Source organism: Sulfitobacter sp. TMED3 (genome assembly GCF_002167505.1).
GTDB classification, from domain to species: Bacteria; Pseudomonadota; Alphaproteobacteria; order Rhodobacterales; family Rhodobacteraceae; genus Sulfitobacter; species Sulfitobacter pontiacus.
Window position 1 is genome coordinate 1 of the sequence record NZ_NHBI01000051.1, and the last position, 24,993, is coordinate 24,993.

The window sequence follows — 24,993 nt, forward strand, 5'->3', positions numbered from 1 at the left end:
TGAACTGAAAAATCAAGTTCACTGCCCCCTTGTTCGGCGTTATGCCCGCGATATTCTTACCCGCCAATTCGATCTTGCCCGCGCTTGGGTTTTCAAACCCGGCAAGCATGCGCATCATCGTTGTTTTACCGCAGCCCGAGGGCCCCAGCAGAGCAAAGAACTCGCTTTCATAAATACTCAAAGACAGATCATCGATCGCAACGAAATCGCCAAAACGCTTTGTCACATTCTCGAAGCGGATAAGCGGCTTTTCGTTCGGGTCATCCCACGGGGCGAAAACGGGTTGGCTCACTTTGATCTATCCTTTGCACAGCGTTTACCCCTCCGAATGGAAGGGTCCGGTTGATCGGGTCAAAACCGGTAAGGCTTTGACCCGATGCGATTTTAGATACCAGATTTGATCTTCGTCCACATACGCGTGACGACACGCTGTACCTTGGGTGAATATGAAGAAATGGTATACAGGTTTTCCAGCGTGGCTTCGTCTGGGTAAATCGCTGTGTCCCCGATTACGTCTTCGGCAAGGAACTCCTGGCTCGCCTTGTTGCCGTTCGCATAGTAGACGTAGTTCGACGCGGCGGCCATATTCTTTGCGTCCATCATGAAGTTCAAGAACTTATGTGCCCCATCCGGGTTTGGCGCATCCGCTGGAATAGCCATATTGTCGAACCACATCAGCGCCCCTTCTTTCGGCGCGTAATAGGCGATTTCGACACCGTTATCCGCCTCGGCCGCGCGGTCACGCGATTGCAGGATGTCACCCGACCAACCGAAGGCAACGCAGATATCACCGTTGGCCAGTGCGTTAATATACTCCGAGCTGTGGAACTTTTGAACGTGGGGGGCAACCGCCGTCAAAACAGGCTCTGCCTTCGCGATCACATCGGGGTCCTGGGTTTGGGGATCTTCGCCCAGAAACTTCAGCGCCGCGGGGATCATTTCTGTCGGAGCGTCAAGGAAATGCACGCCACATTCGGCCAGCTTTTCCATATTCTCGGGCTTGAATACGAGGTCAAGCGAATCNACAGGGGCATCTTCGCCCAGCACTTCCTTAACCTTGGTCATGTTCACGCCAAGCCCGGTGGTGCCCCACATATAGTTAACGGCATATTCATTNCCGGGGTCGTATTTCGATACGCGGTCCTCGATCACGTCCCACATGTTGGTGATGTTCGGCAGCTTGTCTTTGTCGAGCTTCTGGAAAACCCCNGCCGTGATCTGGCGTTCAAGGAAGGTACCNGTCGGGACAACCACGTCATAGCCGGACCCGCCTGCAAGCATCTTGGTTTCAAGCACTTCGTTACTNTCAAACACGTCATAGATCAGATCAATGCCGGTTTCTTTTTCAAATTTCNGCAACAGGTCTTCGTCGATGTAGTCGGACCAGTTATAGACCCGCACCTCTTCACCCAAGGCGCTGGTGGCGATCAATGCCGTTGCTGCGATTGAGCTGAGCAAGCTATATTTCATTGTCATCTCCCGTTGTGTAGGCTCAGTTGATCCGAACCTTTCGTCAATTTGATCAAGTTTTGCGTCATGCGACAAGATCATTTATAATTTTACGCAGGTGCATGCCGTGGTTCAAAATGTGGTTGAGTACAATTTAGGCAAATTTGATGAACGTAAATTCCGCTGACCTTGCGTCGCAAAAGCCTTTGGAAAGCCCGGCCAAGGTGCCGGCCCATCAGCATGTCTATGAACGCGTGCGCAAGCTGATCCTGTTCGGCGANCTTGCCCCCGGTCAGGCGGTCACCATTCAAGGCCTTGCAGAAACCCTTGATGCGGGCATGACCCCGGTGCGCGAAGCGCTGCGNCGTTTGATCGCCGAAGGCGCGCTGGTGCATCAGGGCAATCGNCGCGTATCGGTCCCTGTGCTGGACCTCGAAGGGGTTAACGAGCTGGAATTCATGCGNAAAACNCTTGANGCAGAGCTTGCTCAACGTGCCACAAGCCGCATGTCAGAGACTGTTTTAANCGANCTNGCACAGGTGGACGACGCGCTGAACCACGCGATTGATCGNGGGGATATCGGCGAATACCTGACCCAGAACTACCGCTTTCACACCATCGTCAACACCTGTGCCGAGGCCCCTATTCTGGCCGCNACCGTCGACCGTTTATGGCTGATGTTCGGCCCGTCGCTGCGCGTGGTCTGCGGTCGGTTTGGCACGTCGAACCTGCCAGATAAACATGCCGACTTGCTGGCGGCTTTTCGCGAAGGCGATGCGGCAAAGGCTGCGCAGGCCATGGCNGAGGATGTTTCTCAGGGCATGGTCCAGATTCGCGCCTCTCTTTGATTAAAATCTGATCGGCTGATAGCCGTTTATCATCACCACAGCAGAGCGATTCGATTGACTCTGCATAATTTGATCATATTCTGAGCCCAATCTTCCCTCCCCATTCCCAGAGGTGTTCTTTATGGCCCATATCACCAACCACATGCCCACCGCCGAGCTGCAAGCACTTGACGCCGCGCATCACATGCACCCGTTCACCACCAATGACGAACTTGCCGAGAAGGGCGCGCGGATTATCACCCGTGCCAAGGGCGTCTACCTGACCGACAGCGAGGGGAACGAGATCCTTGACGGGATGGCGGGTCTTTGGTGCGTCAACATCGGTTATGGCCGTCAGGAAATGGCCGACGTCGCCGCGCGCCAGATGCTCGAGCTGAACTACTACAACACNTTCTTCATGACCTCGCACGTGCCCGCCATCGCNCTTGCAAAAGAGATCGCGTCACTGGCCCCCGGCGATCTGAACCATGTGTTCTTTGCCGGGTCGGGGTCCGAAGCGAATGACACCAACATCCGGATGGTGCGCACCTATTGGGCCATGAAAGGGAAGCCAGAGAAATCCCACATCATCAGCCGCAAGAATGCCTATCATGGGTCGTCGATGGGGTCCGGCTCCCTTGGTGGCATGAGCTATATGCACGAACAGGGNGGCATGCCGATNCCCGGNATTCACCANATCAACCAGCCCGACTGGTGGGTGGAAGGNGGCGANCNNACGCCNGAGGCGTTCGGCCTTGCCCGCGCGCAAGAGCTTGANGCCAAGATCCTNGAGCTTGGGGCAGATAATGTCGCGGCGTTCATCGGTGAACCCATTCAGGGCGCGGGCGGGGTTATCGTGCCGCCAAGCACCTACTGGCCCGAAATCCAGCGTATTTGTGACAAGTACAATGTATTGATCATCGCGGACGAAGTGATCTGTGGTTTTGGCCGGACAGGCAGCTGGTTCGGGTCCGAGACGATGGGGATCAAGCCGCATATCATGACCATCGCCAAGGGCCTAAGCTCTGGCTACCAGCCGATTGGCGGGTCCATTGTGTGTGACGAGATCGCGCAGACCATCGGGTCTGGGGAGTTCAATCACGGCTATACCTATTCGGGGCACCCCGTCTGCTCGGCCGTGGCACTGGAAAACCTGCGGATTATGCAGGACGAAAACATTCTGGATCACGTGAACAATGTTGCCGCCCCCGCCCTGAAGGAAGGGCTGGCCAAACTGGCAGAGCATCCCTTGGTTGGCACCGTCAACGTCGCGGGCCTTATGGCGTCGCTGCCGCTGTCCCCGCGCAAAGAAACGCGGTCAAAGTTCGCAGGCGATGCAGGAACCGTCGGTTATATGTGTCGTGAACGCTGCTTTGCGAATAATCTGGTGATGCGCCACGTCGGCGACCGGATGATCATCTCGCCACCGCTGGTGATCACCCCCGAAGAGATCAAAGTATTCATGACGCGCGCCACCAAAGCGCTGGATGAAACCTATACCGCGGTCAAAGAAGGCGGCCTGCTCAAGGCAGCCGAAGACCACGCGCAAGACGCTGAATCGCCGCTCGGCTAAGGCGTGACATACATTCGGGACGAGGCGCAAAGGTCGCCCGTCCCGCCGCTGGAAGCACTGCAAGGAATTGTCTGTTTGCGACATCGGCAGTGGCTGACCAGCGCTCAAAATCGCCGGGTTCAGGGCGAGCCGCTGATGCTTAACCTATGGCAGATATTAACGAATTCCCCTTATTTCAAGCAAGCTGCACAGTAATTCCGCAGGCAAAAGAACTGTTTCTTGTCAAATAACCGTCGATCTTCCCGCAATTGACGCTTTCTGCCCAAAAGTGTCGTTAATTGGTTGCAAAGCGGAAACCAGCCAGTTTTAACTNCCTGTCAACAAGGGCGCTTGAACGTCACAATAAACGGGGAGCCAGCTTTGGCAGATACTTCAGCAACGAATGCGTTCGTAGAATTTGAACGCGTGCAGAAAAGCTATGACGGCGAAAATCTCGTCGTAAAAGACCTCAACCTGTCGATGCCGAAAGGCGAGTTTCTGACAATGCTCGGGCCATCGGGGTCCGGCAAGACCACCTGCCTGATGATGCTGGCNGGTTTCGAAACGGCNACGCATGGNGANATCNNGCTNGANGGNACAANCGATCAACAATATCCCGCCGCACAAACGCGGCATTGGCATGGTGTTCCAGAACTACGCGCTTTTCCCGCATATGACCGTTGCCGAAAACCTCGCCTTCCCGCTTGAGGTGCGCAAGATCGGCAAGTCCGAGCGTGAAGAGAAAGTNAAGATCGCGCTGGACCGTGTTCAGATGGGCGACTTCGGCGGCCGCCGTCCGGCACAGCTTTCCGGTGGTCAGCAGCAACGTGTTGCCTTGGCCCGTGCTTTGGTCTTCGAACCCGAACTGGTGTTGATGGACGAACCGCTGGGGGCGTTGGACAAACAGCTGCGCGAAACACTGCAGTTCGAGATCACGCATCTGGCGCATGAACTGGGCATCACCGTGGTCTACGTGACCCACGACCAGACCGAAGCGCTGACNATGTCCGACCGCGTGGNCGTGTTNGAAAACGGGCGCNTCCAACAGTTGGCCCCGCCCGATCTGCTGTATGAAGAGCCCGAAAACAGCTTTGTTGCGCAGTTCATCGGCGAGAATAACACTCTTGAAGGCGTTGTGACCGAGATCAAGGGCGGCACTTGCCTTGTGCAGNTGGACGGCGGCGGCCTGATCGAGGCAAAGCCGATCAACGTGACCCGCGCCGGCGAACGCACCCGCGTATCGATCCGCCCCGAACGTGTCGAATTCAACAAGGACCGGATGCAGGAAGGGGCACATACCCTGAAAGCCGAAGTGCTTGAATTCGTCTATATGGGCGACATCTTCCGCACCCGCCTGCGGGTTGCCGGGACCGACAACTTTATCATCAAGACACGAAACGCACCCGATCAGGTACGTTTGAAGCCAGGCCAGCAGATCGAGATCGGCTGGTTGGCAGAGGATTGCCGCGCCCTCGACGCATAAGCGTCAGGACGCGGCCGGCCGTCCAACGTTCGACGGCGTCGCACGAGGCTGTGGTTAAGCCCGATATCACACCCTCAAGACCCTAACGGGCATATAATGGGAGACTATCTAATGAAGTTTACGACAACGCTACTCGCATCCTCCGCGATCATTGGCGCTGGCACATTGGCATTCGCCGATGCGCATGCGGACATGGCCAAAGAGATGACGCTTGTTTCCTGGGGTGGCGCTTACCAAGCCAGCCAAGACAAAGCGTATCTGCAGCCCTATCTGGAAATGCACCCTGAACTCTCTGCTGTTTGGGATGAAAGCTCCAACGAAGCCGTGGCNAAGCTGCGCGCGATGAACGAAGCCGGNAACGTGACCTGGGATCTGGTCGACGTNGTTGCCGCTGACGCCATCCGCCTGTGCGACGAAGGTCTGGCGATGGAAATCGACGCGGACGAAATGCTGGCNGAAGCCCCCGACGGGACATCCGCTGAAGACGACTTTGGCGACCTGCTGGTCAGCGACTGCTTTATCCCGCAGATCGTGTATTCGACCACATTNGGGTATCGCACAGACATGGTTGGCGACACGCCTCCAACCAAAATCTGCGACGTCTTCGACACCGAAGCCTACCCAGGCAAGCGCGCGCTTGAAAAGCGCCCCATCAACAACATGGAATGGGCGCTGCTCTGTGACGGCGTTGCAAAGGACGAAGTCTATGACGTTCTGGCAACTCCGGAAGGTCAGGAACAGGCTCTGGCCAAGCTCGACACCATCAAGGACGACGTGATCTGGTGGTCCGCCGGTGCCGACACGCCACAGCTGCTGGCCGATGGCGAAGTCGTCATGGGNTCCACCTACAACGGCCGTCTGTTCAGCGTTATCGAAGAGCAAGACCAGCCCGTTGCAATGCTGTGGGACGCNCAGGTGTTCGACCTTGACGGTTGGATCATCCCAGCGGGTCTGCCTGACGACCGTCTGGCGCGCGTCAAAGACTTCGTGAAATTCGCGACAGACACCCAGCGTCTGGCGGATCAATCGCAGTACATCAGCTACGGCCCTGCCCGTTTGTCCTCCGCTCCTATGGTTGGCAAGCACGCAGAACTGGGCATCGACATGGCACCACACATGCCAACCGACCCGGCCAACGCAAAGAACACGTTCCTCTACAACTACGAGTTCTGGGCTGACTACCGCGACGACATCGACGCGAAGTTCCAGGCATGGTTGGCGCAATAATCGCCTGAACCATTCGGAGGAGGCCGTTTTGGCCCCCTCCACCCCTTATTTGTTTTTCCATTTTCCCGACCTTCCAGCGACCTAACCCCATGGGGCCGATATGAGCGATACCGCCGACGCGACGAATGACACACCTGAACAGACCGGCCCGATGCTGGCCGCGGACGGCACACCGCTGAAACGCAGCCTGAACCGTGCGCTCCGTCGTCAGAAGCTCAGCGCGCTTTTGCTGATCGCCCCTCTGCTGATCTTTATCCTGATCACCTTTATCGCGCCGATCGCCGATATGCTGTTCCGCTCTGTCGAGAACCAGATCGTCAGCGACACGCTGCCCCGCACCACGCAAACCCTGTCCGACTGGGACAGCGAAAGCGGTGAAACCCCCGGTGCCCCCGTCTACAAGGCGCTCTACGAAGACCTGTTCATCGCACAGGAACGCAAATTGCACACCCGTCTGGGCTCAAGGCTCAACTACGAGCTGACCGGTGCATCGTCCCTGTTCCGCAAATCCGGCCGCGGCGTGGATGACATTGGCGAAGTGTTTCAGGACCAGTTCGAGGATCTGAACGACTTCTGGAAGAAGGGCGAAAACTGGAACGCTCTGCTTGGCTCCGACGCCTGGCTGGCAGAGATTTCCGACTGGAAAAAATCCTCCGGCGACGACCAGCCCGCGTTTGAAATGCGCGAAGGCATGGCAGAGCTTCTGCCCGAGACCGCAGAATACTACGAAATTTTCGCCGACTTCGTTCAGAACGACGACGAAGACAACCTGTACAAGGAAGACCCATGGGCGCTGATCTACTCGGCACTCTATGACGACCTGACAGGCCCCACGGCATCGCAAATCGCCAGCTATTCAGGCCCGGCATCAGCCGAATTGACCGAGGCAGCCGCAGCCGCCCCTGCATTCGACGCAGTCGATTACAAAACAGCCTTCACCGAGATTGACGACGATTGGGGCAAAACCCCTATCTGGAGCACCATCCGCGCCTACAGTCCCGCGCTGACCAACGGCTATTTCCTGAATGCCGTCGACATGCAGAAAACGGCTGACGGTCCCGAATTCCGCCCCGACAACGAACGCATCTACGGCACGCTGTTCCTGCGCACGCTGTTCATGTCGGTCTGCATCACCCTCAGCTGTATCCTGCTGGGCTATCCGGTGGCGTGGATCCTCGCCAACCTGCCCGCGCGCACCGCGAACCTGCTGATGATCCTCGTGCTGCTTCCCTTCTGGACCTCGCTTCTGGTGCGGACATCGGCGTGGAAGGTCATGCTGCAACAACAGGGTGTGATCAACGATACACTGGTGTGGCTGGGCCTGGTGGCCGATGACAGCCGTCTTGCGCTGATCAACAACCAAACCGGCACGATCATCGCGATGACGCACATCCTGCTGCCCTTCATGATCCTGCCGCTCTATTCCGTGATGCAAACAGTACCGCCCAGCTATCTACGTGCGGCAAAGTCGCTGGGGGCCACGAACTGGACAGCCTTCTGGCGCGTGTATTTCCCGCAATCGGTGCCCGGCATCGGCGCGGGGTCGATCCTCGTGTTCATCCTGTCGATCGGCTACTACATCACGCCGGAAATCGTCGGCGGCACCACGGGGACATTCATCTCCAACCGGATTGCCTATCACATCTCCAGCTCGCTCAACTGGGGCCTCGCGGCCGCGCTTGGGGCGATCCTGCTGGCCGTGGTGCTTGGGCTTTACTGGGCCTACGACAAGATCGTCGGCATCGACAACGTGAAACTGGGAGGCTGATATCATGGTCGCACTCACACCTATCTCCCGCAAACCCGTCGGTTTCTATGTACCGGTTGTCGCCGCAGCAGGCGCCTTTGCCGGGCTCTTTGTCGGCACCGCCCAAGGCAGCGGACTGCTGGGCATCCTGATCGGAGCGCTGTCCATGGGGGCGCTGGCCTTTGTGCTGACGCAGCTGATCAAGAACGAAACCATCGCCCGCTGGACCTCTGTCATTCTGCTGGCGGTGATCGGCTTTATTCTGGGCGGCGTGCCCATGCTGGTACTGGGGGCCATCTTCGGCTGGTTCTTCGGCTGGTTCAGCTTCTGGCTCTACGAGGGACGCTACCGCGCCAAGGTCGCGCCCTATCTGACCCCGGGTCAGGTGCTCTGGCACTTTGCCTTCCGCATCATCTGCGGCGCGATCCTTGTGTTCCTGATCACACCGATCCTCGTGGTCATGCCACTTAGCTTCAACGCCGAGAACTTCTTTACCTTCACCCCTGAAATGCTGCGTTTCGATCCCGAAGGGTATTCGCTGCGCCACTACAAAGACTTCTTCAGCAGTTCCGCATGGCAAGGTGCCGTCTGGAACTCGATCAAGATCGCCCCGGCCGCGACCCTTCTGTCGGTCAGCTTCGGCACCCTCGCCGCCATTGGCCTGAGCCAGCAGCACGTGCCGTTCCGGCGCGCGATCATGGCAATCCTGATCTCGCCCATGATCGTCCCACTGATCATCTCGGCGGCGGGCATGTACTTCTTCTACAGCCGCGTCGGCCTGCAGGGCACATATGTCGGCGTAGTCCTGGCACACGCGGCCTTGGGCATCCCCTTCGTCATCATCACCGTCACCGCGACACTGGTAGGCTTTGACCGCTCTCTGACCCGCGCGGCGGCGAATATGGGGGCCAATCCGGTCACAACCTTCTTCCGCGTGCAAATGCCGTTGATCCTGCCGGGCGTGATCTCGGGCGGTTTGTTCGCTTTCATCACCTCGTTTGATGAAGTCGTCGTGGTGCTCTTTGTCGGCTCTGCCGGTCAAAAAACGCTCCCGTGGCAGATGTTTACCGGCCTGCGCGAACAGATCAGCCCCACGATCCTTGCCGTCGCGACGATCCTCGTGGTCATCTCGATCTGCCTGCTGACCGTGGTCGAACTGCTGCGCCGCCGCTCCGAACGGCTGCGCGGGATGTCACCCGGCTAAGCCGCTTCCAAATGGTTTAAAATCCTCGCCGAAGGCACGCGCCGGACCCAAAGGTCCGGCGCGTTTCATTTACGCCAGACTATTCCGCCGCGGCTGCGCGCAGCGCTTCCAACAATCGGGGGGAGGCATAGCCGTCAGGCACAAGCCCCTGCGACAATTGGAACTCGCGCACCGCATTGATGGTCAGCGGGCCGATCTTGGCGTCGATCTGGACCGTATCAAACCCCTGCGCCGTCAGCTGCGTCTGAAGCTCGATCCGTTCGTCATAGGTCAGCGCGCGGTCTTGCACCGGCCAGCTGGACTCGATCGGTCCGCCCCCGGCGATACGATCCGCCAGATGCCCCACGCCGATCACATAGGCATCGGCCGAATTATAGCGTTCGATCACCGCGAAATTCGCATAGATCAAAAACGCCGCGCCCTCTGCCCCACCGGGCAAAAGCAGGGACGCAGGGCCGTGATCCCCCAGCGATCCTGTCACAGGGCGCACCCCAAGCGCACGCCATTCCGCTGCCGTTTTCAGGATATCCCGCCCCGCCAGAAGATAGTCGAACCCCTCGGGCAGCCGTACCTCGACGCCCCAAGGCTGTCCTTGGACCCATCCGAAATGCTTGAGATATGCCGCGGTAGAGGCAAGCGCGTCACGTGGATCATCGCTCCAGATATCGCGTTTGCCATCGCCGGTGAAATCCTCGGCATATTGCTGGAAAGACGAGGGCATGAACTGCGTGTGCCCCATTGCACCAGCCCAACTGCCCTGCATCCTCGCGGGCGTGGTATCGCCCGCCTGCAAGATCCGCAGCGCGTCCAGCAGCTCCCCTTCAAAGAACGCCCTCCGCCGTCCGTCATAGGCCAATGTCGCCAGCGAGCTGAGCACCGGATCGCTGCCCCTGAAGGTGCCATAGGCGCTTTCGAGCCCCCAGATCGCGGTGACGATCTCTTTCTCGACGCCATAGCGCGTTTCGATCTGGGATAGCGCGTCGGCCTGCTCGGCCAGCGCCTTCTTCCCGTTGGTGACCCGTAGATCAGAGGTCGCGGTCTCCAGATAGGCCCAGATTGTTTTGGTGAATTCGGATTGGTTGCGGTCGCGGCGGATGACCTGCGGGTCATAGCGTACGGTCTGCATCGCGCGGTCAAAGACCGCACCGTCGATCCCTGCGGCCAAGGCACGCGCACGGAAGGCGGTCACCCAGTCCTGCAACCCCGCCGCGTTGCCCGGCTTTTGCACAGCCGCGGGCGGGCGCGCAGTACCCTCGGCCCCCGCAGCGATCACACCTGTGGCACCCGTCACCGAGAGTGTCACCCCGCCAACCAATACGCCAATTTTCAGCAGTTCCATTCCCGCGCCCTTCCCCAGCATCACGCTGCAAGCCTAGCGTCAAACGCCGCGCCCAGAAAGGCGGAGTTGCCCGCTGTGCGTGTTACTGCCTGCCTGATCCTGCCTCGTATTCCCGTTCCGGGGTCAGCGTCGTGTGCGTTTGACCTTGCGTTTTACCTTATCCGCCTTGCGCTTGGCTTTGACACCCTTGCGCTTGGGGTTGGTGCGGCCCGCAGGCCCACCGCGTCCGCGCCGCGCCCCTTGGCCGCCCTTGGGCAGGGCGTCACCCTCAAGCGTCAGCAGCTCCAGCGCGATGCCCCCGGTGACCGGGACCGCCTCTGACAGGCGCACGGTGACACGCTGCCCGACAGAGATGATCATGCCCGTATCCGACCCCATCAGCGTGCCGGCCTCTTGGTCGAAATGGAAATACTCGCGCCCCAGCGACCGCATGGGCAGCAGCCCGTCGGCCCCGGTTTCGTCCAGCTTCACAAAGGCTCCAAATCGCGCCACGCCGCTGATCCGGCCCGAGAATTCATTGCCCACACGTTCCGACAGATAGGACGCGAGATAGCGATCGGTGGTGTCGCGCTCTGCCATCATCGACCGGCGTTCCGTGTCCGAGATATGCGCGCCGGTCTGTTCGATATCCTCGATATCATGCTGGCTTAGCCCGTCATTGCCCCAGCCATGGGCAGTGATCAACGCGCGGTGCACGATCAGATCCGCATAGCGCCGGATCGGAGAGGTGAAATGCGCGTAGGACCGCAGCGCCAGACCAAAGTGCCCGATATGCGCAGGCCCGTAATAGGCTTGCGTCATCGACCGCAGGGTCGACAGGTTGATCAGCTCGGCATCATCCGTGCCCGCCGCATCGTTCAGCAGCTTGTTCAGATGGCGCGTATGCAGCACCTGTCCCTTGGCCAGCGTATAGCCCGCCGCCTGCGCGGTTTCGCGCAAGGCGTCCAGCTTGGCGGGAGAGGGTTCTTCGTGGATGCGATACAGCAGCGGCGTTTTCTTGGACAGCAGAGTCTCGGCGGCGGCGACATTGGCCAGCACCATGAACTCTTCGATCAAGCGGTGCGCATCCAGCCGGTCCTTGAAGTTCACCGATTTAACGGTGCCGTCCTTGTCCAGCTCTATCCGCCGCTCGGGCAGGTCAAGGTCCAGCGGCTGACGCTCGGCGCGGGCAGCTTTCAATGCGGCATAGGCGGCGTAGATCGGTTTTAGCACAGGCTCCAGCAACGGGCCGGTACGGTCATTGGGGGCACCGTCAATCGCGTCCTGCACCTCTTCGTAGTGCAGCGAAGCGGGCGAGCGCATCAGCCCGCGATGGAAGCTATGGCCGATCTTGTTGCCCGCCGCATCCAGCACCATGCGGACAGCGATACAGGCCCGCGGCACGCCTTCGTGCAACGAACACAGATCCCCCGACAGACGGTCGGGCAGCATCGGCACCACACGGTCGGGGAAATAGGTGGAATTGCCCCGTTTGCGCGCCTCGCGGTCCAGCGCAGAGCCGGGGGTGACATAGGCNGCNACATCGGCAATCGCGACCCAGACGACATGGCCGCCCTCGTTCTTGGGGTCTTCGTCAGCATGGGCATAGCATGCGTCATCATGGTCCCGCGCGTCCGACGGGTCGATGGTGATCAGGGGCANNTCGCGCAGATCCTCGCGCCCTTTCAGGCCCACGGGTTTCGCGGCATCGGCCTGCGCCATCACGTCGTCAGGAAAGTCGTCGGGGATACCATGCTGGTGGATCGCGATCAGGGACACGGCCTTGGGCGCCGACGGGTCCCCCAGCCGTTCAACGATACGCGCCCGTGGCGATCCCATGCGCGCCTTTGGTCCGGCCTGCTCCGCCTCGACCAGCTCGCCATCCTTGGCCCCGTGGGTCGCGTCTCCGGGCACCCACCATTCCTTGTCGGACCCTTTGTCGATGGGCACAATGCGCCCGCCCTCTGTGGTCTTGCGGAAGATGCCCAAGACCCGCTGCGGGTTCGCGCCAATGCGGCGGATCAGCCGCGCCTCGTAGTGGTGGTCTTGCGCCTGTACCAGCGTCAACCGCGCCAGAATACGGTCGCCCGCACCCAAGGCCGGGTCAGAGGCACGGGGGATCACCAGCACCACGGGCTCCACGCCTTCGCCCTGCCACTCCATCGGTTTGGCAAACAGATCGCCATCCTTGTCCGGCCCCGTGACCTGCAACACAGACACCGGCGGCAAGCGGTCAGGGTCCTGATAGCTGCGCTTGCGCTTTTCCAGATGGCCTTCGGCCTCCAGCTCTTTCAGCACGCGTTTCAGATCGATCCGGGCCGCCCCCTTGATGCCGAACGCCTTGGCGATGTCACGCTTGGCGGTCAGAGTGGGGTTTTCGGCGATCCAGTCAAGGATCTCGGGCTTTGAAGGTATTTTGCTCATGCTTCACGAGGTAGCACGCGCACCCCGCTTCGTCATGGGCAAATCGTCGATTGTATCCACGTCCCGCAATGTGGCGACCTGTGCGATGCGGTGATCGGGCAGCGTGGCGACGGTATCGGCCAGCGCATGCTCCGTGGACCAGCGGACATTTTCAAACAGGCGCGGCGGCACGGGGCGGGCGCGTTTCAGCCCGACCAGCCAATAGCCCCCGTCCGGTGCAGGCCCGAACACCGCGTCATGCGACCCGAGCGCGCGAAACGCATCGGCCACCCGCGCCGCGGTCACACCCGGAATATCCGCCCCGATGACACAGACCGGCCCCGCGGGCGCAGCACGCAGCATACGGCCCATACGGTCCCCCAGATCACCGCGCCCCTGCGGCCAGCGCGGTAGATGCGCGGGCCAGACACGGCTGGACAGCCCCGCCCGATCCGGCGCGACCGCCAGCACCACCTGCCAGCGCGGGTCTTGCACACGGCGGATCAACGCGCGGGTCTGATGCCGGAACCACCACGCGGCAGCGGTCATGCCCAGATCACGGCCAAGCCGCGTCTTGACCCGCCCCGGCAGCGGCTCTTTCACCATGATAACCAGCGTGCGGTTCAAAGCGACAGCACCATCTCGCGATGATCAATGCCGGCGTCGTCAAAGACCGGCCCCTGCGCCACGAACCCCAGCTTTTCGTAGAACCCCAAAGCATGCAACTGCGCGCCGAGCTTCACGAAGCGCACGGCAGGATCCTTGCGCGCCTCGTCTACCGCCGCGCGGATCAGCGCCGCGCCAAGCCCCGTACCGCGGTGGGATTTGATCACACATACGCGCCCGATCTTGGCCGTATCACCCTTGATATGCATCCGCGCAGAGCCGATCGGCAGCTCTTCTTCGGTGGCAAGGAAATGCGTCGCGTCGTCATCGCGGTCGTCCATTTCATCGGCTTCCGACACGTTCTGCTCTTCGATAAAGACGATGCGGCGCAGCAGGTGACAGCTGGCGAGGTCTTCGGTCACGGCGATATGGGCGGTCATGCGAAATAGTCCTTCAGGATGCGGGTATAGATGGATTTGAGCTGGTGGATCTGCGCCACCTCGACGTTTTCGTCGACCTCGTGCATGGACTGACCAACCAGCCCGAATTCAACCACAGGGCAATGGTGCTTCATGAACCGCGCATCCGACGTCCCGCCAGAGGTGGACAGCTCGGGCGTCACCCCCGTCTCTGCCTGCACCGCTTTGGACACCAGATCAGACAGCTCACCCGGTGGCGTGATAAAGCTCTCGCCCGAAATCTTGACCTTGAGCTCGACCTGCACGCCAAAGCTGTCGCGGATCGCGGCGGCCTGTTCCTCCAGCCAAGTGGTCAGGCTAGCGCCCGAATGCTTGTCGTTAAAACGNATNTTCACCGTCGCGCGGGTTTCAGCGGGGATCACGTTGGTCGCGGGGTTGCCGGTATCGACGGTGACAATCGCCAGCGTGGAGGGATCGAAATGGTCCGTCCCCTCGTCCAGCTGATGCGAGGCAAGCTGATCCATCAGCCGCATCATCGCAGGCATCGGGTTATTGGCGCGATGAGGATAGGCCGCATGGCCCTGTTTGCCGATCACGCGAAAATGCGCGTTCAGCGACCCGCGTCGCCCGATCTTGATCATCTCGCCCATTTTGTTCGGACATGTCGGCNCCCCNNCCAGANAAACATCCNTCCGTNCNCCNGCCTCTTGCATGTAATCCAGCAAGGCGCGGGTNCCGTCGATGCCTTCGGCTTCCTCGTCACCGGTGATTGCCAGCACGATGGACCCATCNGGGGGCGTGTCGCGGACAAAGTCGATGGCCGCGGCGGTAAAGGCTGCCACACCGGATTTCATATCGGTGGTGCCGCGCCCGTACATGATGCCGTCTTTGATCTCTGCGCCAAAAGGCGGCATCGTCCAATCGGCCTCGTTCCCGATGGGCACGACATCGGTGTGACCGTTAAAGCCAAAGCTGCGGGTGTTACCCCTGTTGCCCCAACGCGCAAAGAGGTTCTTGATCCCGCCACGGTCCGCCCAGGCACAATCAAACCCCGCCTCGGTCAGCAGATCGAACAGCACCTCTTGCGCGCCCCCGTCTGCGGGGGTGACCGACGGGCAACGCACCAGTTTGGCGGTCAGGTCTACGGGATCGATGNNGGACATNTNAGGGCTCCTTCGGCGTGTGTCGCGGTGTTGCCCTACATTTGTGGGGAAAATGCACCAAAGCCAAGGGGCAGCGCGGAAATACACAAAGCGGTGAGCCACATAGCCCACGCCAGCGCTGCAAAGTCGCGCAGGAACCTTAGTCGAAGAAAGGCGTCATCTGCGCAATAATGACAGAGTTTTCATCCAGCGCCCGCGCCATCAAGGCCCGTTCGTCTTCGTCAATCTCGTGGCCTTCGGCCTCGCGGTCGGCAATCGTGCCNTATCCGGTCACGTCCANCGGGTTGGTATCGGCCTGTTTCAGGATGGCGACCGTCTCGCGCACGGCTTCNGCTTCGTCGATACCCGAGGCAAAGCACATCAGCGCAGCGCCCGTCGCCTTGTCCGGCAGGCCGTCGCCCTCTTTGCGGCCAATCTCGACCAGCAGCGTATAGACCTGCTGGCGNGACGGTTTCTTGGGTTTCTTCTGGTCAGACATAAAAAGGGCCACCGCATTAAGATGCGGCAGCCCTATCGTGTTCTGTGACGTCTGAAAAGGGTCAGCTACGTCCGCGTACCAAACGTGTGACCCAAATCAACAGGCAGGCCCCGATGACACCGACGACCAGTTGNCCAATCCAGCCACCCAAGGTCGCACCGACGATTGTCATCAGCAGGAAGTTGGCAACGATCGCGCCAATGATCCCCAGAATAATGTTCATGATCAGCCCCATATCGGACTTCATGATCTTTTCCGCGATCCAACCGGCCAGACCACCGACGATTATTGCTGCGAACCAACCCAGACCTGTCATTTCAAATTCTCCATAAATCTTGTTTCATAGAGTGAACTCACAGGTCTGTGAAAAGGTTCCCTTAGTCGCGCAGCAGCTCGTTGATCGAGGTTTTGGAGCGGGTCTTTTCGTCGACGCGCTTCACGATCACGGCGCAATAAAGGTGCACACCGTTCTTCGACGGCATGGACCCCGCCACAACGACCGACCCCGCNGGCACTTCGCCATAGAAGACTTCGCCGGTTTCACGGTCGAGGATNTTGGTCGACTGGCCGATGTANACCCCCATCCCCAGAACGGAGCCTTCGCGGACGATACAGCCTTCGACNACCTCGGAACGCGCACCGATAAAGCAGTTGTCTTCGATGATTGTCGGGCCNGCCTGCATGGGCTCGAGCACGCCACCGATGCCAACGCCACCCGACAGGTGGACGTTCTTGCCGATCTGCGCACANGACCCGACGGTCGCCCATGTGTCAACCATTGTGCCGCTGTCGACNTAGGCACCAATNTTCACAAAGGACGGCATCAGCACGACGCCCGGCGCGATATAGGCCGATTTGCGCACGACACAGTTNGGCACGGCGCGAAAGCCTGCCTCTTTCCAGTCGGCNTCGTTCCAGCCTTTGAACTTGCTATCGACCTTGTCCCACCAGCCGCTGCCCTGCGGGCCGCCGTCTTGCTGTTCCATATCCTTGATGCGGAAGCCCAGCAGGACCGCTTTCTTNGCCCATTGGTTCACATGCCAGTCGCCGTTCTCCATCTTTTCGGCAACGCGCAGCTTGCCGCTGTCCAGCGCGGCCAGCGTGTCTTCGATCGCGTCACGTGTTTCGCCGGTGGTGGCCGAAGTGATCGTGTCACGGGCGTCCCAGGCGGCTTCGATNGCGGTTTCAAGTTGGGCGTTCGACATGGGTGTAGCTCCGGCGAATGAGGGTCAAATGTTGCGCTTGGCTATACAGTCGTCGGGGCTGTGGTGCAATGACGTCGGATGGCGTGGTCATTTGCGGCAAAGGCAGGCATGTTGCAGCAAAGGGCNCCCGTCGCCCGCACAGACCGGAGAGTATGATGACCGAATCCAAACGCCACCCCTTGCGCAAGGCCGGCGACGACCGCGCCACCGCGCAGGATGTACCCGACACGCCGCAAACGCGCGCCCCGGCATACCGGCTGGCCTTTACCGATGACGACTTCATGTGCCGTCAGGAGTTGCGCCCCGTCCGGCTGCAACTGGAATTGCTCAAGCCCGAGATGGAGCTGGACGCCCATGGTGTGAAATCCACCATCGTCCTGTTCGGCGGCGCGCGTATTCCCGCCCCTGCCCATAAAGACAAGGCNCGCACCAAGACACTGGCCGATCTNTCNCATTTCTATGACGAGGCCCGCGAATTCGCGCGGCTGATGACGCTGAAATCGATGGAGAGTGACGGGCAAGANAACGTGATCGTCACTGGCGGTGGCCCCGGCGTGATGGAGGCAGGCAACCGCGGTGCCGTCGACGCCGGCGGGCAATCNATCGGGCTGAACATCGTTCTACCCTTCGAACAGGCCCCGAATGAATATGTCACACCGGAGCTGTGCTTTAACTTTCACTACTTCGCGATCCGCAAGATGCATTTCCTGATGCGCGCGCGGGCGATCTGTGTCTTCCCCGGCGGCTTTGGCACGCTGGACGAGATGTTCGANACGCTGACCCTGATCCAGACAGGCCGGATGAGCCGTGTGCCGTTCCTGCTGTTCGGCCGTGCCTTCTGGGAAAAGATCATCAACTGGGATGCGCTGGCNGACGCGGGCACGATCTCTGATCAGGATCTGGACCTGTTCCAATTCGTTGAAACCGCCGACGAGGCGATGAAGCTGATCGAAAACTGGGATACAGCCCCCGCCCGAGAGGAAGTCCCCGGGCGTTCAAAATAAAAGGTTCCGGTCAGATCAGGCGCAAAGATCGGCCGGAAGCACACAGACCTCAACGTGATGCGGCAGCGTTTCCAGAACGGACCCGTGGTCCGTGTCACGTACCCCATANCCATNNCCGGCCAGNCGATGTTTCCATTCGCGGTAGGACAAGGCGCTTTCGCGTTCGCGGGTNACAAGCGCCAGTACATCGGCAGTGATAAAGGCGTCGTTCTTGATAATAACAGTCATCGCAGTATCGCTCCTGATTGTGTTGTCGATGGAAACAATATTCTGGGCGATGATGACTTAATTTCTGCTTAATTGTGGCGGCCNCAAGGTCATTTCAGGGTGACCCCGCCACAATCAAACGCCTTGAAATGCAAACAGCCGCCCCAATCGGGACGGCTGCATCGTGGATTTCACGTTGAATTAAGGGCGGTTACATCCCCGCGTCAGCCTCGATCTGCTTGCGGGACTTGCGTTCACGCTCTGTCGCNGATTTCAACTGACCGCAGGCCGCCATGATATCTTCACCCCGNGGTTTNCGCACGGGCGAGGCNTAGCCNGCCTGATANACNATCTCGGAGAACGCGCGGATNCGGTTGTTCGANGACCGCTTNTACGGNGCNCCGGGCCATTCNTTGAANGGGATNAGGTTGATCTTGGCGGGGATACCGCGGATCANNTCNATCANACGNTGCGCATCGGCGTCTGAATCGTTCACACCATCCAGCATGACATATTCAAANGTGATCCGTTCAGAGTTGCTGACCTTGGGGTAGGCCCGCAGCGCCTCGATCAGCTCGGCGATGTTCCAGCGNTTGTTGATCGGCACCAGCTTGTNGCGCACCTCGTCNGTGGTGGCGTGGAAAGATACAGCCAGTTGGCAGCCAATCTCTTCGGCGGTGCGCGCGATCTCTGGCACAACACCGGAGGTCGACAAGGTGATCCGGCGGCGCGACAGCTGGATCCCCTCGGGGTCCATCGCNATCTTCATCGCGTCGCGCACATTCTCGAAGTTATANAGCGGCTCGCCCATGCCCATCAGCACGATGTTGGACAANAGNCGCGGCGCATCGGTCAGCGTACCGGGCACGGGCCATTCGCCCAGATCATCCCGCGCCACCATCACCTGCCCGATAATCTCGGCCGCGGTCAGGTTGCGCACCAGCTTTTGCGTGCCNGTNTGACANAAGGAACAGGTCAACGTGCAGCCGACCTGAGAGCTGACGCATAAGGTGCCGCGCCCCTCTTCGGGGATATAGACCACCTCGACCTCATGGCCGCCCGCGATGCGCACCAGATATTTGCGCGTGCCGTCTTCGGACACCTGTTTGGTCACGACCTCGGGCACCTCGATCACGAACTTCTCGGCCAGCTCGGCTCGGAAGGCTTTCGACAGGTTGGTCATATCGGCAAAATCGCGGGTGCCCCATTGATAGATCCACTGCCAGATCTGCCCCACACGCATCTTCGCCTGTTTCTCCGGCGTGCCTTCCGCGATCAACGCGGCGCGCATGGCATCACGGGTCAACCCGACAAGGTTCACCGGCCCCTCCGCCTGCTTACGCGGAATGGTCATGACATCTTGAGTAATCGGCGCGGTCGCAGACATGGGGATTCTCCGGTGTGCAGGGGTTTGAGCGCTCTATATAGGGATTTTTCTCTAAATCAAAAGGAAACGCCGCATTGCTGGGCCGGGCTGAGTGCATAACTTCGCCCGTCATGGCCGCTTTATCGACCAAACCCTTGGCCCAAACCGTGGTATAAAAAAGCCCCGCCAATGGCAGGGCTTTGCGATCAGTTCAGGCGGAAATACCTAGCCGCCGCAGCGTTTGGCCGCATCTTCAACCGCAGCTGTGAACCCCAGAAGCGAGAACGTGTCCTCGGTCTGTGTCCCACGCCCGGAACGGCCCGTAAGCTTGGCATCCGCGCCACGTTTCATCGCGGCGATGATCTTGTTGTCGTCATCGGTGGTCGCAGGCCAGGCCCATTCGCCTTCGGTGAACAGCTCGAACGTGGTGCCGCCGATGTTCATGTTGACCGTCGACCCCGAAGCAAAGGGGTAGCCGCCGGTAAAGGCCACCTGCCCCTTGGCCCCCGCGCTTGGACGGTAAAAGACCATCAGCAGGGTCTGGCCACGGTTCACCGCCACAACGCGACCATCACGGGAGTTCACGGATTCTTTCGGCGTGGACACGCCCCAGCATTCGGTCGGGTTATCTTCGACGAATACGCTCCAGTCCGTCTCTGCTGCCACGCGGTTCGTGCTTTGCGCTTGCGCGAAAACGCTGCCTGCGCTCAGACCCGCCAGCGCCGCCGCAAAACCAATCGTCCTAAAGTTCATCATTTACCTGGGCCTCCAGCCGCCATTAACCTCAACATCACAACAATTCCCCAATGGCAGCCCTTCGGGAGGCGCTCTTGATCAAAGGAACTGTATTTCTCTCGTCAACAAGCATAATAACGGCAAACAGGCGACACACGAAACCCTGATTGGCAGGAATTCGCCAACGAAAAGGATAATTCATGACCCAAGCAGCCCCCTTTGCTGAAATCTGGCGTGGTCCGTTTTTGGAAAGCGTGCATTCGGGTCATGCGGTGGTCTGTGACAGCAGCGGTCAGATCCTGCAGACTTGGGGCGATCCCGACACGGTGATCCTGCCGCGCTCCTCTGCCAAGATGATCCAGGCGCTGCCCTTGATCCAGTCCGGTGCCGCAGATGCCTATGGCCTTGGGCCCCAACATCTGGCGCTGGCCTGCGCGTCCCATCAGGCGGCGGATCTGCATGTGGGCATCATCTCTGACTGGCTCAAGACGTTGGGGCTGGACGACCGCGCCTTTCGCTGCGGCACGGCAGTTCCCGGTGACGAGGCCGCGCGCAATGCGCTGGTGTGTTCCGGCACGCAGCCTTGCCAGATCCACCATGAATGTTCCGGCAAACACGCGGGCCTCTTGTCGGTCAACGCCCATATGGGCGGCGGTGCGGATTACGAAAAGCCGGACCACCCCGTGCAACGCGCCTGTCTCGAGGCGTTCGAGCGTGTGACCGGCACCACCTCGCCCGGCTTCGGGATCGACGGCTGCTCTGTCCCGAATTTTGCAACCACGCTACACGGTATGGCCCGCGCCATGGCGCATTTCGCCGCTGCTCCCGACGGGTCGGCCGAGGCGCGGCTGCATCAGGCCATGCGCCTACACCCCGACCTTGTCGCCGGCGAGACCCGCGCCTGCACCAATCTGATGCGCGCGATGAACGGCAAGGTCGCGCTCAAAACCGGGGCAGAGGGGTTCTTCATCGCAATCCTGCCGGATCAGAACATCGGCGTGGCCCTCAAGGCGGCCTGTGGCACCAAACGCGCGGCCGAATGCGCGATCACCTCGATTCTGGTCAAACTCGGCGCGCTCGACCCGAACCACCCCGAAGCGTTGAAATACCGCAATGCCCCGATAGCAAACCGGCGCGGCATCATCACGGGCACGCTCAAACCTGCCGCTGGCTTTGCGTAACGCCGCTTCCAAATGGTTAAAAATCCCGGGGTATGGGGCAGCGCCCCATGCAGCTTGCGCGCCTAGATGACGAATTCGTCCTTGGCGTACCCCTGCACATAAAGCAGCGCCGTCAGATCGCCAAAGTTGATCCGCACGTCACATTCCGCCGCCACGGCGGGCTTGGCGTGCAGCGCCACGCCCATGCCCGCACGCGCCAGCATGCCCAGATCGTTTGCCCCGTCGCCCACGGCGATCACGTCGTCCTCTGACAGCCCCAGCCGCGCGGTGATCTGTTCCAGCGCATCGACCTTGGCCTGTTTGCCCAGGATCGGCACGCCGACGTCGCCCGTCAGCACGCCATCCGATGCGATCAGCGTATTCGCGCGGTTCTCGTCAAAGCCAAGCGCCTCTGCCACGGCGGCGGTGAACGCCGTGAAACCGCCCGACACAAGCGCCGCATAGGCACCATTTGCCTTCATCGTGGCGATCAGGGTCTTGCCGCCGGGCATATGGGTGATCCGTTCGGCCAGCACGCGGGTGATCACCGCCTCGTCCAACCCCTTTAACAGACCAACCCGTTCGCGCAGGGCGGCGTTGAAATCAAGCTCTCCGTTCATGGCGCGGGCGGTAATGTCTTTGACGCGGTCCCCGACCCCGGCCTCATCTGCCAGCTCGTCAATACACTCCTGCTGGATCATGGTGCTGTCCATGTCCGCCAGCAGCATCTTCTTGCGGCGGCCTTCCGACGGGGTGATCACCAGATCAACCCCCATCCCCTGACATTCGGCCCAGACATCCCAGCGATTGCCCGGCATCCGCTTCATGTCAAAGCCCGCCGCCTCATCCGGAGCAAGCCAGACCGCATCCCCGCCGCCCCATGCGTTGCGCACGGCATCGACCAACGACGCCTCAAGCTGCGGGCGTTGAGGGGAGGTTAGCAGGGTCACACTATGCATGGGTAAGGTCCGTTCGGGTCAAATCAGTCTGGGGCGCATCTTGCGCATTGTTTTAACGGGGTTTCCACCCCTGTTCCAGCGCTCCTGCGGGGGAAGGTTGCGCGCTTTGCCCAAGCGGCCCGAACAGACCTCCTTGCGGGTTACCCCGCCCGCCCTTATGTTACAAAATATGTAAACTGAAAAATGTCAGGTAACATTTAAGTTGCGTCGAATCGCGACTATCCCTACGCTCGTCAACCAAGGGAGACTTTCATGGACGCTTTTATTTGTGACGCGCAGCGCACACCCATCGGCCGCTTTGGCGGCGCATTGTCATCGGTCCGCGCCGATGATCTGGCAGCGGCACCGATTGCCGCACTGATGGCCCGCAATCCTGATCTGGATTGGTCCAAAATCGATGACGTGATCTTTGGCTGTGCCAACCAGGCTGGCGAAGACAACCGTAACGTGGCCCGTATGGCGGCCCTGCTGGCCGGCCTGCCGGTCGATGTGCCCGGTGCAACGATCAACCGGTTGTGTGCCTCTGGCATGGATGCGGTCGGCGTCGCGGCCCGTGCGATCAAGGCCGGAGACATGGATCTGGCGATTGCCGGCGGTGTCGAAAGCATGACCCGCGCGCCTTTCGTGATGCCCAAGGCGGAAACCGCCTTCTCGCGTAACAACGCTGTCTATGACACCACCATTGGCTGGCGCTTTGTGAACCCCAAGATGAAGGCGCAATACGGCGTCGAATCCATGCCCGAAACCGGCGACAACGTTGCCACGGATTATGACATCAGCCGCGCCGACCAGGACGCTTTTGCCAAGCGCAGCCAGGACCGTTGGGAAGCAGCGGACAAGGCGGGAGTGTTTGCCGATGAAATCCCCCCTGTCTCGATCCCGCAGCGCAAGGGCGACCCGATTGTCTTTGACCGCGACGAACACCCGCGCCCCGGGACCACGATTGACGCGCTGACCAAGCTGCGCCCGATCAACGGCCCCGACCTGACCGTGACCGCGGGCAATGCCTCTGGCGTCAACGACGGCGCGGCGGCGATGCTGATGGCCTCCGAAGCGGCGGCGTCGCAGCACGGGCTGACCCCGATTGCACGCGTCGTCGGTATCTCTGCCGCCGGTGTTGAACCGCGCGTCATGGGCATCGGCCCTGTTCCTGCCAGCCAGAAAGTTCTGGCCCGCGCAGGTCTGACCATCGACCAGATGGATGTGATCGAACTGAACGAAGCATTCGCATCGCAAGGGATCGCCACATTGCGCGCGCTTGGCGTGGCGGATGATGCGCCTCATGTGAATGCCAACGGCGGCGCGATTGCCATCGGTCACCCGTTGGGGATGTCAGGTGCCCGTCTGGTCATGACCGCAGCCCTGCAGTTGAAACGCACAGGCGGCCGCTATGCGCTGTGCACTATGTGTGTCGGCGTCGGCCAAGGCGTCGCCATCATCCTCGAACGAGCTTAACCCAATTATCCCCCTGAAAGGATCTGAACGATGTATGCACAGATGATCAAATCCACCGGCCAAGGTGTCAAATCTCTCGAAGAGATGGATCCGCAGGAACGCGCCTTTCAGGAACGGATAAATGCGGGCGGCAAGATCGAACCGAAAGACTGGATGCCGGAAGGGTATCGCAAGAACCTGATCCGGCAGATCGGCCAGCACGCGCATTCGGAAATCGTGGGCCAGTTGCCAGAAGGCAACTGGATCACCCGCGCCCCGACGCTGGAGCGCAAAGCGATCCTGCTCGCCAAGGTGCAGGACGAGGCAGGCCACGGTCTGTATCTCTATTGTGCCGCCGAAACACTGGGGGTCAGCCGTGACCAGCTGACCCGCGACCTTCTGTCGGGCAAAATGAAATACAGCTCTATCTTCAATTATCCGACCCTAACATGGGCCGATATGGGGGCTGTCGGCTGGCTCGTGGATGGGGCCGCGATCATGAACCAGGTGCCCCTGCAACGCACATCCTACGGCCCCTATGCCCGCGCGATGGTGCGTATCTGCAAAGAGGAATCGTTCCACCAGCGCCAGGGCTACGACATCATGATGAAGATGGCGAAGGGCACAGNCGCGCAGCGCAAGATGGCGCAGGACGCGCTGAACCGCTTCTGGGGGCCTGCGCTGATGATGTTTGGCCCGTCGGACGAAAACTCTGTCCATTCGGCGCAATCGATGGCGTGGAAGATCAAGATGAACTCCAACGACGAACTGCGTCAGAAGTTCGTNGATGAATGTGTCCCGCAGGCCGAATATCTGGGCCTCACCGTTCCCGACCCCGATCTGAAATGGAACGAGGAACGCGGGCATTACGACTTTACCCAGCCCGATTGGGACGAATTCTTTGACGTGCTCAAGGGCAATGGCCCCTGCAATACCGAACGGCTCGCCGCGCGCAACAAGGCGTGGGACGACGGCGCGTGGGTGCGGGACGGTTTGATGGCACATGCGGCGAAGAAACGCGCCGCGAAACTGGCAGCGGAGTAAGCA

Annotated in this window: 21 protein-coding genes and 2 pseudogenes; 10 read left to right on the plus strand and 13 right to left on the minus strand. The window is 60.2% G+C overall.

The window, feature by feature from the left end; all coding sequences use genetic code 11:
• Positions 1 to 292 (minus strand): ATP-binding cassette domain-containing protein (locus CBB63_RS12670; RefSeq protein WP_286699403.1); only part of this gene is annotated, 292 nt, incomplete at its 3' end.
• 92 nt (positions 293 to 384) lie between these two features.
• A complete protein-coding gene (locus CBB63_RS12675; RefSeq protein WP_286699404.1) occupies positions 385 to 1,470 on the minus strand; it encodes a polyamine ABC transporter substrate-binding protein in 1,086 nt (361 codons plus the stop codon).
• A 146-nt stretch (positions 1,471 to 1,616) separates the two neighbouring features.
• Between CBB63_RS12675 and CBB63_RS12680 the strand changes: the two genes are divergently transcribed.
• From CBB63_RS12680 to CBB63_RS12705, 6 genes and pseudogenes are all read left to right on the plus strand, one after another.
• A complete protein-coding gene (locus CBB63_RS12680; RefSeq protein ID WP_286699405.1) occupies positions 1,617 to 2,297 on the plus strand; it encodes a GntR family transcriptional regulator in 681 nt (226 codons plus the stop codon).
• Between the two features lie 121 nt (positions 2,298 to 2,418).
• Positions 2,419 to 3,849, plus strand: coding sequence for an aspartate aminotransferase family protein (locus CBB63_RS12685; RefSeq protein WP_286699406.1), 1,431 nt, complete (start codon positions 2,419 to 2,421; stop codon positions 3,847 to 3,849).
• A 360-nt stretch (positions 3,850 to 4,209) separates the two neighbouring features.
• Positions 4,210 to 5,311 (plus strand): annotated as a pseudogene (locus tag CBB63_RS12690) (ABC transporter ATP-binding protein).
• A gap of 111 nt (positions 5,312 to 5,422) precedes the next feature.
• Positions 5,423 to 6,538, plus strand: coding sequence for an extracellular solute-binding protein (locus CBB63_RS12695; RefSeq protein WP_286699407.1), 1,116 nt, complete (start codon positions 5,423 to 5,425; stop codon positions 6,536 to 6,538).
• Between the two features lie 100 nt (positions 6,539 to 6,638).
• Positions 6,639 to 8,306: an ABC transporter permease gene (locus CBB63_RS12700; protein ID WP_074636530.1), complete on the plus strand. Its 1,668-nt coding sequence runs from the start codon at positions 6,639 to 6,641 to the stop codon at positions 8,304 to 8,306.
• Between the two features lie 4 nt (positions 8,307 to 8,310).
• A complete protein-coding gene (locus CBB63_RS12705) occupies positions 8,311 to 9,489 on the plus strand; it encodes an ABC transporter permease (RefSeq protein ID WP_005850529.1) in 1,179 nt (392 codons plus the stop codon).
• Positions 9,490 to 9,568: 79 nt separating this feature from the next.
• Here CBB63_RS12705 and CBB63_RS12710 read toward each other — a convergent pair whose 3' ends face one another.
• The 8 genes from CBB63_RS12710 to dapD form a co-directional block, all read right to left on the minus strand.
• A complete protein-coding gene (locus tag CBB63_RS12710) occupies positions 9,569 to 10,828 on the minus strand; it encodes a lytic murein transglycosylase (protein WP_286699408.1) in 1,260 nt (419 codons plus the stop codon).
• Positions 10,829 to 10,951: 123 nt separating this feature from the next.
• Complete coding sequence (gene rnr, locus CBB63_RS12715; RefSeq protein ID WP_286699409.1) at positions 10,952 to 13,231, minus strand: ribonuclease R; 2,280 nt, start codon at positions 13,229 to 13,231, stop codon at positions 10,952 to 10,954.
• Positions 13,232 to 13,234: 3 nt separating this feature from the next.
• Positions 13,235 to 13,837 carry a TIGR04282 family arsenosugar biosynthesis glycosyltransferase gene (locus tag CBB63_RS12720; protein WP_064217293.1) on the minus strand — a complete coding sequence of 201 codons (603 nt, stop codon included), beginning with the start codon at positions 13,835 to 13,837 and terminating at the stop codon, positions 13,235 to 13,237.
• Entirely contained in the window at positions 13,834 to 14,256 is a 423-nt protein-coding gene (locus tag CBB63_RS12725; RefSeq protein ID WP_005850535.1) for a GNAT family N-acetyltransferase, read from the minus strand. The genes CBB63_RS12720 and CBB63_RS12725 overlap by 4 nt, the downstream gene beginning before the upstream one ends.
• Positions 14,253 to 15,398 carry a succinyl-diaminopimelate desuccinylase gene (dapE, locus tag CBB63_RS12730; RefSeq protein WP_286699410.1) on the minus strand — a complete coding sequence of 382 codons (1,146 nt, stop codon included), beginning with the start codon at positions 15,396 to 15,398 and terminating at the stop codon, positions 14,253 to 14,255. Before dapE ends, CBB63_RS12725 begins: the two co-directional genes overlap by 4 nt.
• A gap of 139 nt (positions 15,399 to 15,537) precedes the next feature.
• Positions 15,538 to 15,876, minus strand: coding sequence for a DUF8846 family protein (locus CBB63_RS12735; protein ID WP_286699411.1), 339 nt, complete (start codon positions 15,874 to 15,876; stop codon positions 15,538 to 15,540).
• 61 nt (positions 15,877 to 15,937) lie between these two features.
• Entirely contained in the window at positions 15,938 to 16,192 is a 255-nt protein-coding gene (locus tag CBB63_RS12740) for a GlsB/YeaQ/YmgE family stress response membrane protein (protein WP_005850538.1), read from the minus strand.
• 61 nt (positions 16,193 to 16,253) lie between these two features.
• On the minus strand, positions 16,254 to 17,081 hold the full coding sequence (gene dapD, locus CBB63_RS12745) for a 2,3,4,5-tetrahydropyridine-2,6-dicarboxylate N-succinyltransferase (protein WP_286699412.1): 828 nt from the start codon (positions 17,079 to 17,081) through the stop codon (positions 16,254 to 16,256).
• 152 nt (positions 17,082 to 17,233) lie between these two features.
• Between dapD and CBB63_RS12750 the strand changes: the two genes are divergently transcribed.
• Positions 17,234 to 18,085 carry an LOG family protein gene (locus tag CBB63_RS12750; RefSeq protein ID WP_502695924.1) on the plus strand — a complete coding sequence of 284 codons (852 nt, stop codon included), beginning with the start codon at positions 17,234 to 17,236 and terminating at the stop codon, positions 18,083 to 18,085.
• Positions 18,086 to 18,503: 418 nt separating this feature from the next.
• Here the strand turns inward: CBB63_RS12750 and rlmN are convergent.
• Positions 18,504 to 19,679 (minus strand): annotated as a pseudogene (gene rlmN, locus CBB63_RS12760) (dual-specificity RNA methyltransferase RlmN).
• A gap of 204 nt (positions 19,680 to 19,883) precedes the next feature.
• The gene (locus CBB63_RS12765) at positions 19,884 to 20,414 is read right to left on the minus strand and encodes an invasion associated locus B family protein (protein ID WP_009825608.1); all 531 of its coding nucleotides are present in this window, start codon (positions 20,412 to 20,414) and stop codon (positions 19,884 to 19,886) included.
• Positions 20,415 to 20,593: 179 nt separating this feature from the next.
• Here CBB63_RS12765 and CBB63_RS12770 point away from each other — a divergent pair, with 179 nt between their 5' ends.
• Positions 20,594 to 21,574: an asparaginase gene (locus CBB63_RS12770; protein ID WP_286699415.1), complete on the plus strand. Its 981-nt coding sequence runs from the start codon at positions 20,594 to 20,596 to the stop codon at positions 21,572 to 21,574.
• Positions 21,575 to 21,636: 62 nt separating this feature from the next.
• On the opposite strand, the gene serB is transcribed toward CBB63_RS12770, so the two are convergent.
• Positions 21,637 to 22,512: a phosphoserine phosphatase SerB gene (gene serB, locus CBB63_RS12775; protein ID WP_005850546.1), complete on the minus strand. Its 876-nt coding sequence runs from the start codon at positions 22,510 to 22,512 to the stop codon at positions 21,637 to 21,639.
• A 252-nt stretch (positions 22,513 to 22,764) separates the two neighbouring features.
• Between serB and pcaF the strand changes: the two genes are divergently transcribed.
• Together pcaF and paaA are read left to right on the plus strand one after the other, a co-directional pair.
• Positions 22,765 to 23,967: a 3-oxoadipyl-CoA thiolase gene (pcaF, locus tag CBB63_RS12780; protein ID WP_286699416.1), complete on the plus strand. Its 1,203-nt coding sequence runs from the start codon at positions 22,765 to 22,767 to the stop codon at positions 23,965 to 23,967.
• Between the two features lie 30 nt (positions 23,968 to 23,997).
• Positions 23,998 to 24,990 carry a 1,2-phenylacetyl-CoA epoxidase subunit PaaA gene (gene paaA, locus CBB63_RS12785; RefSeq protein WP_286699417.1) on the plus strand — a complete coding sequence of 331 codons (993 nt, stop codon included), beginning with the start codon at positions 23,998 to 24,000 and terminating at the stop codon, positions 24,988 to 24,990.
• Positions 24,991 to 24,993: the final 3 nt, after the last annotated feature.

Coding starts and splice junctions, on each gene's coding strand:
- CBB63_RS12700 (WP_074636530.1), top strand. CDS start 6,639: ATGAGCGATACCGCCGACGCGACGAATGACACACCTGAACAGACCGGC.
- CBB63_RS12705 (WP_005850529.1), top strand. CDS start 8,311: ATGGTCGCACTCACACCTATCTCCCGCAAACCCGTCGGTTTCTATGTA.
- CBB63_RS12710 (WP_286699408.1), bottom strand. CDS start 10,828: ATGGAACTGCTGAAAATTGGCGTATTGGTTGGCGGGGTGACACTCTCG.
- CBB63_RS12725 (WP_005850535.1), bottom strand. CDS start 14,256: ATGACCGCCCATATCGCCGTGACCGAAGACCTCGCCAGCTGTCACCTG.
- CBB63_RS12765 (WP_009825608.1), bottom strand. CDS start 20,414: ATGATGAACTTTAGGACGATTGGTTTTGCGGCGGCGCTGGCGGGTCTG.
- CBB63_RS12770 (WP_286699415.1), top strand. CDS start 20,594: ATGACCCAAGCAGCCCCCTTTGCTGAAATCTGGCGTGGTCCGTTTTTG.
- serB (WP_005850546.1), bottom strand. CDS start 22,512: ATGCATAGTGTGACCCTGCTAACCTCCCCTCAACGCCCGCAGCTTGAG.
- pcaF (WP_286699416.1), top strand. CDS start 22,765: ATGGACGCTTTTATTTGTGACGCGCAGCGCACACCCATCGGCCGCTTT.